This window comes from Chryseobacterium sp. WX (assembly GCF_029542485.1).
Taxonomy (GTDB): Bacteria; Bacteroidota; Bacteroidia; order Flavobacteriales; family Weeksellaceae; genus Chryseobacterium; species Chryseobacterium cucumeris.
Map to the genome: position 1 here is coordinate 1,650,062 of NZ_CP120710.1, position 13,879 is coordinate 1,663,940.

The window sequence follows — 13,879 nt, forward strand, 5'->3', positions numbered from 1 at the left end:
TAGTTTTTTACTTTTATCAAATCAATTTTTAAGAATGAGCCTTGTAAAACAAATCATTTAAAGTGAACAATAATAATGACTTAAAAGACCTTGCCAAATTATTTCTGAAGCTGGGAATCATTGGATTTGGAGGCCCTGCAGCCCATATTGCAATGATGCAAAAAGAAGTGGTAGCTGAAAAGAAGTGGCTGACAGATCAGGAATTTCTGGATCTTATTGGAGCTACCAATGTTATTCCTGGTCCTAACAGTACTGAAATGGCAATACATATAGGACGTGAAAGAGCGGGCTGGAAAGGGCTGATAGTGGCCGGGCTTTGTTTTATATTTCCTGCGGTTATTATTACCGGTATTTTTGCATGGCTATACAAAGAATATGGCCAACTTCCTGAAGTTTCTCCTTTTATTTATGGAATAAAACCTGCCATTATAGCAATTATAATAGGTGCTGCCTTCCCATTGGCAAAAAAATCAGTAAAAACTTTCCCATTAGCAGCTGTGGGAGGAATTGTTCTCCTATGTTCTTTTTTTAAAATCAATGAGATAGTATTAATGTTCGGAGCCGGACTTTTAATATTGATAATAGAGTATCAAAGAAATAAAAAACTGAACAATTTTATTTTTATTAGCCCACTTCAGTTTTTACTATCCGATGCTTCTTCTCTGCTTAATTTAAAATTATTCTGGATCTTTTTGAAAATCGGAGCCATATTATACGGAAGCGGATATGTTTTATTCGCCTTTCTGGATACAGAGCTTGTTTCAAGAGGGATTATTACCCGTCAGGAACTTATAGATGCAGTCGCGGTAGGCCAGTTTACTCCGGGGCCTGTGTTTTCTTCGGTGACATTTATCGGATATCAGATCAATGGACTTTCGGGGGCTTTGGTATCTACTTTAGCCATATTCCTTCCTTCTTTTATATTTGTTGCTTTATCTGGTCCTTTCGTAAATAAAATGAGAAATTCTGCAACATTTTCTTCTTTTCTTAACGGTGTAAATGTGGCTTCTGTAGCTCTCATTCTGTCTGTATGCATCACTATGGGAATTGACAGCATTACCGACTGGAAAACAATCCTTATCGCCTGTATAAGTATAGCTGTTGTATTCCGATTAAAAAAAATAAATAGTGCTTTTGTAGTTATTGGAGGAGCGTTACTGGGTTATTTGTTATATTTTCTGACGTGAATATGGAATAAACAGTAAACATTTTCCATAAAAAAACCACCTCAATACATGCGCAGGGATAATTATAATTACTAAAAAACCGGAAAAACTATTGTTTCTCCGGTCTCCTTATTATTTAATTGATGTCAATCGATGACAGCCAATACTTTATTAAATGTGAATTACCTCACCATAAGCAGCAGCAGCAGCTTCCATAATCGCTTCAGAAACTGTTGGATGCGGGTGGATAGACTTGATGATCTCATGACCTGTAGTCTCTAGTTTTCTGGCTACAACAGCTTCAGCAACCATATCAGTTACTCCTTCACCGATCATGTGGCATCCTAACCACTCACCATATTTAGCATCAAAAATCACTTTGATAAATCCGTCTGTGTTTCCGTTTGCAGTAGCTTTACCACTTGCAGAAAGAGGGAATTTACCTACTTTGATTTCGTATCCTTTTTCTTTAGCCTGCTTTTCAGTAAGACCTACAGATGCTACTTCAGGGTGGCAGTAAGTACATCCAGGGATATTGCCATAGTCGATTTTCTCAACGTGCATTCCTTTGATTTTCTCAACACAAGTGATCCCTTCAGCAGAAGCCACGTGAGCCAATGCCTGAGTTGGGATGATATCACCGATCGCATAGTAACCAGGTACTGAAGTTTCATACCATTCGTTTACCAATACTCTTCCTTTGTCTGTCTGGATTCCTACTTCCTCTAATCCGATGTTCTCGATATTAGCAGCAATACCTACAGCAGATAATAAAATATCAGCTTCAAGGGTAATGTTTCCGTTAGCTGTTTTCACAGTAGCTTTTACTCCTTCTCCGCTTGTATCAACACTTTCTACAGAAGCGTTTGTCATGATCTCAATTCCTGTCTTTTTAAGAGATTTCTCTAAGTGTTTAGAGATTTCTTCGTCTTCTACAGGGACGATGTTTGGCATGAATTCAACAACAGTTACTTTAGTTCCCATTGTGTTATAGAAATCAGCAAATTCTACCCCGATAGCTCCGGAACCTACAACAATCATAGATTTCGGTTGCTCAGGAAGAGATAATGCCTGTCTGTATCCGATTACTTTTTTACCATCCTGCGGTAAGTTTGGTAATTCTCTTGAACGAGCTCCTGTAGCGATAATAATGTGAGTACCTGTATATTCAGTTACTTTTCCTTCTTTATCTGTAACAGAAACTTTTTTACCTTTCTGTACTTTTGCAGTACCAAGAATTACGTCAATCTTATTCTTTTTCATCAAGAATTCGATTCCTTTGCTCATTTTGCTGGCAACACCACGGCTTCTCTGAATTACATTCGGGAATTCAAAGCTTGCCTCCACTTTATTCAAACCATAATCTTCAGCATGGTTGATATAATGAAAAACCTGAGCAGATTTCAATAAAGCTTTAGTTGGAATACATCCCCAGTTAAGGCAAATTCCTCCTAAATTTTCTTTCTCGATAATTGCGGTTTTGAAACCTAATTGCGCTGCTCTGATCGCAGTAACATATCCACCAGGACCACTTCCAATGACAATAATATCGTAATTCATTACTTTAAAAATTTTTATGCGAATTTAAGGAAAAATATTGGATGTTTCATGTTTCTTCAGACTGATCTTAAAATGCATCAATAAAGCCATTTTTATTCAATTCCAAATAAAGAAAGAGAACACAAAACGCATTCTCTTTCAATAAATTTTCTTTTACATTGAAAACTTCTTAAATTCCAAAATATAAAAAACAGCTTTTTTTATTTTAATAACTTTAAAAATTCTGTATTATTTCGCCTGTCTAAGTAATCGCTTTTCAGTCGCATATCTTTGATTTAAGGCTTTCATCTGGTCTCTCTTCATCTGTTTGGTAGCAAGCGGATGATTAAGGATCAGCTTTTTCTCAAGATTGTATTTTTTAGTAAGCTCCTGCATTTTAATATTCACCAACTCGCTTTTTGAAGGATGTGGGGGAGCTGGTGGATGTTTCTGTGCAGAAACACTCATGGATAAACCTAATAACAGTACTGTTGAAATTAATAACTTTTTCATAATGCTCATATTTTTGAATGATTTCAATTAATTCAATATTATTAATGAAATTCATTCCGGTTCATGATAAATCTTGCATATATCATACCAAGATTTTCATAAGAAATAAAAAGGGGAATGTATTCATGGTTATTTATTAAAGGACGATCAATTTTTCATACATTTATTTATCTTTTAAATAAGCACTTATGAAGACTTTTCCCAAAAAAACTCATCTTACCAGAGACAATATCTGGCTGAAAGAACCGGAAGATCATGATTTTCCGGCAGCTCAGGACTATCTGGAATTGGTTTTTCAACCTGATGAAGTTGAAAAAATGGTTGAAAAATTAAAGGCTGCTCCTACTATTATAAAGAAGTCGAAAGACATTTTAAGAGCCAGTAAACTTACCTTGTTACCGGAAACCAATATTCATGTGAAAGAAAACCTTAAAAAAGTAGAGAAAAACAAAAAACTTTCCCCGATATTGCTTGTCAGAGGGCAAAATGAGCTGATCATTGCGGATGGTTATCATCGCCTGTGTTCCAGCTATTATCTTACTGAAGACTTGGAAGTCCCTTGCAGATTGATTTAATTAATTTTCAAAGAATAACTCCTATCACCAACGAGTGATTTTTATTAAAATCATCTTAAATATTCATTTCTGAGTGATTTTTAGCTACTTTTTTTTATATTTTTGTCTTAATTAAATTATACAATATGAAAAAATACATTTCGATTTTTTTATTGGCTGCTGTTCCCTTAACCGCACAAGTAGGTATTAATACAACAACACCTAACAGTACGCTTGCTGTAAACGGTTCTTTAAGGGCTGGTTACACTCAGATTACTGCTACAACGTATAATATTCTGGCTACTGATCATTATATTACTTATAATGGAACTGCGGATGCCACGTTTACTCTTCCCGTCATAGGAACAGGGACCACCAGTTTTACAGGAAGAATTTATAAGATCAAGAACATTTCAGCAAATGCTATTACACTGCAGGCTTCCAGTGGAAATACCTTAAGAATAGACAACACACCGGTGGCATCTTTTGTAATTCCTACAGGAGCATATGCTGAGGTAGTAAACAACAGCAATACTTCCGGAGGAACATGGGACCTGTCTTTCACAGTTCTGCCTAAACCAAGCAATGTAGAGATTTATGGTACACAGCTTTTCATTCCTCCTCATGCCCTTGGAACGGCGGCTCTTGCTGACTGGACCAATCACGCTAATGCAGGTTACGATTCAGGTACTGCAACAGACAGATGGTGGATCGTGAGTAAAACATCTGTGGACAGAGCCCAAACTGCTTCCTACTCCAATGCCAGTAGAATGACCCTTGTTTATGAATATCAGGGAACTCCTTTCAATGTTACCAATATGTATCCTATTCTTACTGCAGGAAACAACTCAAGTTTCCCGGATGTGTTTACAGCATCTTTTGTAAGTCTGGCCAATAATGGTACAGGTGGTAGAACCAGGCTTACTGTATCTGTTGCCCGTGTAGACTTTATTGGTACAAATGGTGCCACGACCAATAACAGTAACTGGGCAGGAACATTCCTGTTGAACGTGTTATTGGCCAGAAAATACTAATATATTCAAAACTATATATGTAAAAAGAGCAGACTTTTCTGCTCTTTTTTATGGTTATAAAACTTCAATATTTTGTTTTAAAGGAAGGTTCTTCGACGAATTACCGATCATAATTCTGTACGTTCCTTTTTCTACAGTCCAGTCCAGGTTTTCATTTAAAAACTGTAGTTGTTTTACCGGAACTTCTATGGTGACCGTTTTTGATTCTCCCGGTTGTAATTCTACTTTCTGAAAGCCTTTGAGCTCAATAATTGGTCTTGACACTGAAGCCAATACATCTCTTACATATAGCTGAACGACTTCACTCCCAGCTTTTGAACCTGTATTTTGTACTTTGACTTTAGCAATCACAGTGTCATTTTCTGAATATTGGGCTTTGCTCAATTGCAGGTCAGAAATTTCAAAAGAGGTATAACTGAGTCCGAAGCCAAACGGATATAGTGGTTCTCCACTCAGATCATAATAATCATTTCCTCTTCCTGTTGGATGGTGATTGTAAGTTAAAGGTAACTGCCCTTCCTGAACCGGAAAAGTGACCGGTAGTTTTCCGGATGGATTTTCAGCTCCGAAAAGCGTTTTTGCTACTGCATTTCCGCCTTCTTCTCCCGGATACCAAATGTCTAAGATGGCTCCTACTTTATCTTTCCACGCTGTTGTTTTTATGGCAGAGCCGCCTACCAGAAGAACTGTTACAGGTTTCTTCAGTTTTGAAACCTCATGAATAAACGCTTCCTGATTTCCAGGCAAACTTAGCGATGATCTGTCCTGAAATTCACCTTCATGAATTCCGGCCGTAACAAGAATATAGTCTACTTTTTGGGCAAGATCTAAAGCTTCCTTAAAATCTTTCTGATAATCATATAAACCATAGTTCCAGATCAATTCTAAATTGGCTTCGCCACGATTTTCATGAAATTCAATCTTAATATCATATTTTTTCCCCTTTACGAAGTCTACCTCCACAGTTTTTGTGGAATAGCTCAGCTTTTCCCATTGATCAATCACCAATTTCCCATCCAGGTATAATCTGAAGCCGTCATTTCCACGTAAGCCTATCTGATATTTTCCGGAATTGGGAGCTTCCAGCTTTCCGGTCCACCGGATACTATAATTATCCGGCTGCAATTTTTCCGGATCAGGAGAATACAAAGTCCATTTAAAATTGAACTGTTCATCCTGCTTTTCAAAGACCGGATTGCCTTTTAAATCCGTATTGGAAAAATAGTTTCCTTTTAATCCTTTTTTATTTTCGGAGGATAAATATTCATTTGAAATGGAGGTAAAGTCTTTTACATTCCAATCAATTCCTTTCGAATATATAACTTCAAGGTCTGTATTGTTCACATAACTTTTAAGGCCATCCAGTATATTTATTTTTTTGTTTCCGGGCCCTGAATAACCGCCTAATCTTGCATCCACAGCATCCGCTCCTACCACCAGAATCTTTTTAACATTTCCAAGAATAGGAAGCGTATGATTATTATTCTGAAGCAAAACAAAAGACTCTGCAGCTGCTTTTTCTGCCAAAGGTTTGTGATTGAGTTTTTTTAATTCTTCAATTTCCTTAACAGAAACATAGGGGTTTTCAAATAATCCAAGTTCAAATTTCGCTCTTAATACTCGTGAAACAGCATCATCAATTCTTTCTTTTGAGATTCTTCCATCCAAAAAAGGAGGAATAAACAGTTGGTAATGTTTATATTCCGTCTGAAAAATCACATCAAGCCCGGCATTGATTGCCTGTGCAGACGCATCATCATAATCTTTTGCGGTAAAATGGAGAACATTGGCTCCTCCTACCGCGCTTGCATCACTGATAACAAAGCCTTTGAAATTCCAGTCTTTTTTTAGTTTTTCAGTCAATAACCAATGATTGGCGGTTGAAGGTCTTCCATCAAGCAAATTATAAGAAGTCATCACAGAACGGCTTTTTCCTTTTGTAAAAGTATTGTGAAAAGGAATTAAATGGGTTTCTTCCAGATATCTTTTGCTCCAATGAATAGGGTAAGAATCTCTTCCTCCTTCTCCTACATTCGCTAAAAAGTGTTTAGGTGTGGTAATAATTCCCATATTTTCAAATGAATTGACAAAGCTGGCTCCCATTACGGAGGTCAAAAATGGATCTTCACCATAGGTCTCTTCTGTTCTTCCCCATCTCACATCGCTGGCAAGGTTTACTACAGGGGTCAGAATCTGGCGGATTCCTCTCAATTTTGATTCTCTTGCAATGGCTGTTGAAACATTGGTCATTAATTCCGGATTAAAAGTAGCTGCCAGACCTATTGCCTGCGGAAAAGCGGTAGCACCTTCCCGAACCAATCCGTGTAAGGCTTCATCAAAAGGAATGATGGGAATTCCCAATCTTGATTCTTCAACGAAATATTTTTGAATGGCATTGATCTTTCTCACCAATTTCTCTGCATCTTCGCTGGCATTGTATTTTAGCAGTTGTCCTGCTGCTCCGCCCCCCTGATTTCCTGCGCTCACCTGAAGTCCAAAAATTCCATGTGAATATTTTCCTTTCGGGACGTTATCCAAATCTCCGGGAATCATAAAACACTGCCAGAATTTTTCTTCTGGGGTCATTCTCTTCAACAGATCCTGAATTCTGGTTTCAATGGGCTGCTTGGGATCTTTATACAAAGGTTTTTGAGCAAAAGCAATCACAACATTCAACAATAATGCGGCTCCGGCAAGTTTAAAACAAATACATCTCATTATTGAACGATTTGAATTACAGTTGAATATTTTAATTGAGTTCTTTCTTTCGGCAAGTTAATTTCAATTGAATTCCCTGATTTTTTCCATTGAATTTTGTTTGATAAGCCTAAAACTTTCAAAGATTTCGGTTTAAAATGATCAGGAATGGTAAACCTTAATGTTGATGGAGACTCATAATTTGTCTTTTCATCCAAGTGAAAAATATTCAATGTCTTTCCATCTTTGCTTTGTGTATAATAAAAATTTCCGTCGTGATAAGGTGCAATACTTCTTGTTGCAAAAACCGCAGACTGATTTTTATCCATCCAGCCTGAAATTTGCTGTAACCTTTCATATACAATGGGATCGTAATCTCCGTTAGGTCCTGGTGCAATATTCATAAGGTAATTTCCACCTTTTGAAATGATTTTCACCAATGTTTCAATGATCTTCTGGGAGGTCTTATAGTTGTCATTGGGAACATAAGAAAAGGAATCTCCCATGGTGATGCAGCTTTCCCAGGGAATGGAAAGAGCATGTTCCGGAACTGCCTGCTCAGGAGTAACATAGTTTTCCCATTTTCCCGGAACGGTGCGGTCTACAATGATGATTCCCGGCTGATTTTTTCTAGCCATCGTGCCTATTTTGTCCATATTGATGTCCTGCTCTACTTTGATGGTGCGCTGCCATTCTACTTTTGGATCTATGGTATGAAAAGGACGTACCCAGCCTCCATCCAGCCAGAGAATATCAACTTTCCCATAATTGGAAGTAATTTCGTTCAGCTGATTGAAAGTGAATTTTTTAAAGTTCTCCCATCTTTCCGGGTATTTCTTTGGATCGTAATTGACATTTCTGTCTTTGGGCGGAAAATAAGACCACCAGTAATCATCGGAATGCCAGTCTGGTTTTGAAAAATAAGCTCCTATTTTAAATCCTTCTTTTCTGAAGGTATTGAAAATTTCTCTCGTCACATCAGATTTTGGATTTTTTGAAAAAGGGGTTTTAGGAGAAGTGATTTTATAATCTGACTGACGGGTATCAAACATGGCAAAACCATCATGATGCTTGGTGGTAAAAACCACATATTTCATTCCGGCCTTTTTTACTGCATCAGCCCATTTCTGAGGATTAAACTGAGTTGGATTGAAAGTTGTCTGAAGATTTTCATAATTCTTCACATATTCGTAGTAAGATTTCCCGTGTTCAGGTTTTCTCTGTGTCCATGATTCATCTTCCGGGCATAAGCTCCAACTTTCAACAATTCCCCACTGGCTGTAGGTTCCCCAATGCATAAACAGCCCGAATTTCATATCCTGCCACTGCTCCAGATTCTGGACAACCAACGGGTCTGTAGGCTTCTGATAACCTTCTGATACATTATGAGCTTGTGAAAAAGCGATTGAACTTATTAAAAAGGATGAAAGAAAAAAGGGTTTTATTTTGGATATAACCAGCATATGGAATAGTTTTCCGCTAATTTAATTATCCTTAGGGAAACCCGCAAACATTAGGATTCCAGGAGATTAAGAATCGCTTCATCAAATGTAGAATATGAAAATTTAAATCCGTTTTTTATAAGTTTTTCAGGATAGACGTTTCTGCTTTTTAATAATAATTCCGTTTCTGTATTCAGGAATATGGAGGCTATTTCGAGCTGCCATACAGGAGCATTAAGTCCAAAAGGAATTCTTATTTTATTTCTCAGTTTTCTCATCATGCTTTGATTGGAAAGAGGGTTCGGAGCGGTTATATTTACTGTTCCCGAAAGATTCTCATTCTGAATAATACAGTCTACTGCTCTACAGAAATCATCAACATGAATCCAACTTACCATCTGATTTCCCCCTCCCTGTTTTCCTCCTAAACCCAGTTTTGTAATCATTTTCAGTTTGGGAAAAGCACCGCCCGTATTTCCCAGAACAATAGAAGTTCGGAGAGCAACTTTTCGTATTTCTTCATTTTTAACTGCAAAAAATTCGTTCTCCCAGCTTTTGCATATATTCATGGAAAAATCATCTCCTACAATTCCGTTTTCTTCTGTATTGAGGTGCTTTTCAGAATGAACGTAAATGGTTGCAGAACTGGCATTCAGCCATATTTTTGGCTTTTCAGAACATTCATCCACCGCTTTCTGTAATATTCCTGTGCTGTTGATTCTTGAAGAATAGATTTCCTGTTTATTTTTCTCATGATAGCGGCAATCCACAGATTTCCCTGTAAGGTTGACGAGAACATCTGCGCTTTCAAGGCTGGTTTTCCATTCACTTAGTGTTTGAGCATCCCAATAGATTTCGTTTTTACGTTGAGGATTGCGGGTAAGGATGTAAACATGATTTCCTTTTTCTGTAAAGTATTTTTCTAAGTTTTCGCCGAGAAATCCGGAGCCTCCGGCTATGATTATTTTCATGGTTTGAGATTTAATGTTTTGGGTTCAAAGTTCAAAGTTTGAGGTTTATGGTTTGCCCACAGATTTCACTGATTGGCACAGATGATCCTGGAGAGAGAAAGATGTTCTTTACTCTTGTACTTTTTAATGAATGTATTTTTTGGTTTTGACCTGAATTTCTGAACCTTCGGCAAGCATTACAGAAAGAGGTTTCTGATGATTCAGGCATTCAAAATCATTTCCATAGATCTTTTGAAAATCTACTTCTAACTGATATTCTTTTACAGTATACCATTCCCATTTCGGATGACAGACTTCATATTCAGAAGTTGTGTTTTCTTTTTTGGTAAAGCCAAAATAATGTTCTGTGATGAATTCAAATTCTGAATTTTCTTCCATAGGTTTTGTTACATTTTCAGCCATAATCTGAATGGAGTGCCAGTTTTTATCCTTCCATGAATAGCGGATCAGCAGTTCATCCTCTCCTTTTTCCATCTGATTTTTCATGGGCATGGTATGATAATTTTCTTTGTAAATAGAATTGGCGACCATGCTTAATGCAGGTTTGGGGACAATTTCTTTAATAAACACCACTCCTCTTTTCCAGATTCCGTTTTCTTTTTTCTTTACATAAAACCTTAGATTCACTTCTTCAAAATTTCGGTGAAAAGGAATTGGTAGTCCCAGTAGTCTGGTATTTAAAAACATGAATCCTACCAGGCTTACATAACATTTGCTTTTATAAAAATCGAGTTCTGTTCCTTTTGGAAGATAGGGCTGCAAAATTTCAGGATTGATCTCGTAATTGATGATGGCCAGTTTTCGCCATTCTGCTTTTAAAAAGTTCATAACTCTGTTTTTTTAGGTTAAAAAATCGCAATTCCGTCACGGACAGAAGATTCTGCAATAGTTTTGATCATTTCATTTCTTCTTAGTAAAAAATTCCTTAGATATCCTTTAAGAAAAATTGAGTTAAATAATTTCCCTAAAATGCCAAGCGGAGATTCAAATTCGAAAATATCTGTCATCAACGTATTTCCGTTTACAGATTTAAAAATATGTCGGTGACGCATAGATTTGAATCCTCCTTTCTGCATGACATCAATAAACTGAAACGGTTTTTCCATGCTGATAATTTTTGTGGTAAGATTTTGATAAATTCCAAGATGTTTTGCACGCCAGGTTACAGTTTCATTTTTTTCAATCAATCCTGAAGTACGCCCTGCAATGGCTTTTTCATGAGACTTAGAAGTGGATTTCTGATGGAGATCAATATTTCTTGCCAGATCAAAAACATAGTAAATATCTGCTTTGATGACTGTGTTTAAATAGATGGTTGACATTTTTTAATAGGTTTTAGCGATTACATTTTAATTTATATAGTTGACAGAATAATTAATACTAATGCTGTTATTCTAAACAATATCCATGAAATGGTGGGAAGATAATTCAGTTTTAGAATTCTGCATCTCCTTGTATGCTCCAGAAACATGATCAATACTACAATTCCAAAATAGATCATATAAAAAACAGGAGTAAAACTGGTCATCAGCACAGGAATTAAAAGTAATGTTCCGATTAAAGAAACAGTCATCATATTTCCGAGATAATCCCAGATTTTATCTTTGAGATAAGTTTTTAAAAAGATAGTCTGCCAAAGGATCTGGCCAAAGCAAACGGCAAATTCTCTCACGAAATTCCGCTCTAAATTCAAGTTCAGTTTACCGGAAAATATACTTAGGATATATGCTGAAAAAATAACAACAAAACTGATGTATGCCATTCTGTATTTCAGATTAAAATCCGGAACACAGGATTGTTCTGTATAGTCTTTTTGAGAAGGAATGATCTGTTTCCGGTTATAAGAAATTAAGGAATACAACTTTTTGAAAAACCAATACAGAGGTTCTGTCCGTGCAATTTTTGCCAACAATGGAAAAGAGTTTCCAATGATGAGGAGCAGACTGTCTAATCCGTAAACGACTTCATTTTTGTTGTGATCTACCAGAGCAATTTCATTTTTCGCACGGTTGAAGTCTATCAGACTTTTATTTCTCAATGAGATTTCTGTAAAAGCTTCTCTTCCATCTTCATCCAACATTCCGCATGTTGTAAAACCTTTGGAATATAGATTACACATTGGGCATTCATTGTCGTAGATCAAAGTGTGATTTTTGAGTGTTTTCATAATAATTATTTATAAGGTTCATACGTATTATAACAATCATACACATAGAGAATAGCCATTATTGGAGTGTACAGTAGCGATAAAAGCAGGAAAATTCCCATAAGAGCCATTGTGAGTTCATTATAAATTTTTTGGTCAACAGGAGTAAACATATCCAGACCGGCATGATGGTTAATCCATATACTCTGAATTCAGATGATTGTTTTAGTTTTAAAAACAACCTGATCAAATAACTTATCAATTGCGCTCCTCCAACCACATAGTAGAATTCTATAAACTTCCAGTCTTTGTAATGTATCACAGCACCTACGATACAGACTATGAGAATGACCAATTGGATAAAGTAATCGTATTTCAGACATGTTTTCATGGTGGTTATTATTTAAAGTGATCCTTTTCTTCTGAAATAAATAATCAGGAATAAGTGAATGATTAAATTTTTCATAATTATTATTAATTTTATATTTTCAGTAATTTTTGAAAGTTTAATTGAAATAAAAAAGGATTTTCATCCAGATTTATTTTATTGTAGCTTATTCTTTTTTAAATAGTCTTTCAGTGTATACCAGATAGAAAATTTACATGTCTCATCATAAATGGTATCTGATTTCCCTTTATGGTAGAAAATATATTCATCTTTGGTGGTACAACCTCCATCTTTAGGGATTTCCCTTATTTTGTTTTCAGTTTTTACAAAATATGCCCATACTGCTTTATCTATGGGTTTCAAATTTCCGTCTTCTCGACGAAGAAAGTAATTGTTGTTTTTATTAATGATTACTATTGAATCATTATCCTGATGAAAACATCCAATGGATCGAAATACCAATTTTGCTTCCGAATCTTTTAGATTTTCAAAAACAGTTTTTTTATTTTTTTTTAATAAATAGTCAGGAGTAATACTAACTCTGTATGTTTTAGATTCATCAACTTTTATTTCTTTTTTTATGGTTTCTCCAAAAAGATTTTCATAAACAAATGAATATTTTCCTTCTTTTAAACTGTCCAGCTTTATATTGGAATACAGGGAAGGAGCAAATTCTTCAGGTTCTAAAATTTTGAATATCTTCTCATCTTTATAGATTTCTATTTTATGTAAATCATGCAGTTTATAATCATATGAATCTGAATTTTCTATATGAATATCAAAATTGGCAATTACATTTTTCTGACAACTCATTGCAAAGCATAGAAGACATAATAACAGAAGATTTCTCATTTTTCGAAAATTTATTTCAACAGATTGGTAATCTTTCCTACCAGCCAGTGGTCATCACTTTTTATCGCCAGATCCATGATATTGTTGATTTTTCCGGTTACAGAACTGAAGTCGTTCATCAACTTGATAAATTCCTCTGCTTCTTCGGAGTCTTTATCCTCAATATTTTTTAATTCTTCAAGAAAGGAAATGACAGGTTCTATCTCTCTTTTTCTTCTTTCTTTGGTAATTTGTTTAAACAGATACCAGACATCTTTTTCTGCTACGAAATATTCTTTACGGTCCCCTTTAACGAACTCTTTCTTCACGATTCCCCAGTCTATCAGAGCACGAAGGTTCATATTGGCATTTCCTCTTGAAATCTCCAGCTGTTCCATAACTTCATCCGTAGAAAGAGGTTTTCCGCTCGCCAGAAGCAATGCATGCACCTGTGCCATCGTACGGTTGATTCCCCAATTGGTAGCAAAGGTTCCCCAGGTCTGAATGTATTTTTCTTTTGCTTCTGAAAGTTGCATTTTGTTTCCTTTTTAATTTCTGTAACAAATGTAATTATATTTTTTGAATTTTCAATAATTAT

13 protein-coding genes are annotated in these 13,879 nt (G+C 35.9%); 3 read left to right on the forward strand and 10 right to left on the reverse strand.

What is annotated here, in order from left to right; genetic code table 11:
• The first annotated feature begins 62 nt into the window (after positions 1–62).
• Positions 63–1,187 carry a chromate efflux transporter gene (gene chrA, locus PZ898_RS07435; RefSeq protein WP_277695193.1) on the forward strand — a complete coding sequence of 375 codons (1,125 nt, stop codon included), beginning with the start codon at positions 63–65 and terminating at the stop codon, positions 1,185–1,187.
• Between the two features lie 150 nt (positions 1,188–1,337).
• On the opposite strand, the gene lpdA is transcribed toward chrA, so the two are convergent.
• Both lpdA and PZ898_RS07445 read right to left on the reverse strand, forming a co-directional pair.
• A complete protein-coding gene (lpdA, locus tag PZ898_RS07440; protein ID WP_047378183.1) occupies positions 1,338–2,726 on the reverse strand; it encodes a dihydrolipoyl dehydrogenase in 1,389 nt (462 codons plus the stop codon).
• Positions 2,727–2,954: 228 nt separating this feature from the next.
• Positions 2,955–3,218 (reverse strand): hypothetical protein, encoded by a 264-nt coding sequence (locus PZ898_RS07445; protein ID WP_277695194.1) that lies wholly within the window; start codon positions 3,216–3,218, stop codon positions 2,955–2,957.
• A gap of 188 nt (positions 3,219–3,406) precedes the next feature.
• On the opposite strand from PZ898_RS07445, the gene PZ898_RS07450 reads away from it, so the two are divergent.
• Complete coding sequence (locus tag PZ898_RS07450; RefSeq protein ID WP_277695195.1) at positions 3,407–3,793, forward strand: hypothetical protein; 387 nt, start codon at positions 3,407–3,409, stop codon at positions 3,791–3,793.
• Positions 3,794–3,918: 125 nt separating this feature from the next.
• Positions 3,919–4,806 carry a hypothetical protein gene (locus PZ898_RS07455; protein ID WP_062672003.1) on the forward strand — a complete coding sequence of 296 codons (888 nt, stop codon included), beginning with the start codon at positions 3,919–3,921 and terminating at the stop codon, positions 4,804–4,806.
• A gap of 54 nt (positions 4,807–4,860) precedes the next feature.
• Here the strand turns inward: PZ898_RS07455 and PZ898_RS07460 are convergent, their stop codons facing one another.
• The 8 genes from PZ898_RS07460 to PZ898_RS07495 form a co-directional block, all read right to left on the reverse strand.
• The gene (locus tag PZ898_RS07460; protein ID WP_277695196.1) at positions 4,861–7,524 is read right to left on the reverse strand and encodes a beta-glucosidase; all 2,664 of its coding nucleotides are present in this window, start codon (positions 7,522–7,524) and stop codon (positions 4,861–4,863) included.
• Positions 7,524–8,966, reverse strand: coding sequence for an alpha-L-fucosidase (locus PZ898_RS07465; protein ID WP_277695197.1), 1,443 nt, complete (start codon positions 8,964–8,966; stop codon positions 7,524–7,526). Before PZ898_RS07465 ends, PZ898_RS07460 begins: the two co-directional genes overlap by 1 nt.
• A gap of 50 nt (positions 8,967–9,016) precedes the next feature.
• Positions 9,017–9,916: a TIGR01777 family oxidoreductase gene (locus PZ898_RS07470; protein ID WP_277695198.1), complete on the reverse strand. Its 900-nt coding sequence runs from the start codon at positions 9,914–9,916 to the stop codon at positions 9,017–9,019.
• A 123-nt stretch (positions 9,917–10,039) separates the two neighbouring features.
• Entirely contained in the window at positions 10,040–10,744 is a 705-nt protein-coding gene (locus PZ898_RS07475; RefSeq protein WP_062672012.1) for a DUF2071 domain-containing protein, read from the reverse strand.
• Between the two features lie 17 nt (positions 10,745–10,761).
• Positions 10,762–11,238 carry an SRPBCC family protein gene (locus tag PZ898_RS07480; protein WP_277695199.1) on the reverse strand — a complete coding sequence of 159 codons (477 nt, stop codon included), beginning with the start codon at positions 11,236–11,238 and terminating at the stop codon, positions 10,762–10,764.
• Between the two features lie 32 nt (positions 11,239–11,270).
• Positions 11,271–12,083, reverse strand: coding sequence for a DCC1-like thiol-disulfide oxidoreductase family protein (locus PZ898_RS07485; protein ID WP_277695200.1), 813 nt, complete (start codon positions 12,081–12,083; stop codon positions 11,271–11,273).
• 523 nt (positions 12,084–12,606) lie between these two features.
• On the reverse strand, positions 12,607–13,302 hold the full coding sequence (locus PZ898_RS07490; protein ID WP_277695201.1) for a hypothetical protein: 696 nt from the start codon (positions 13,300–13,302) through the stop codon (positions 12,607–12,609).
• An 11-nt stretch (positions 13,303–13,313) separates the two neighbouring features.
• Positions 13,314–13,817, reverse strand: a complete 504-nt coding sequence (locus PZ898_RS07495) for a transcriptional regulator (protein ID WP_277695202.1) — start codon at positions 13,815–13,817, stop codon at positions 13,314–13,316.
• Positions 13,818–13,879: the final 62 nt, after the last annotated feature.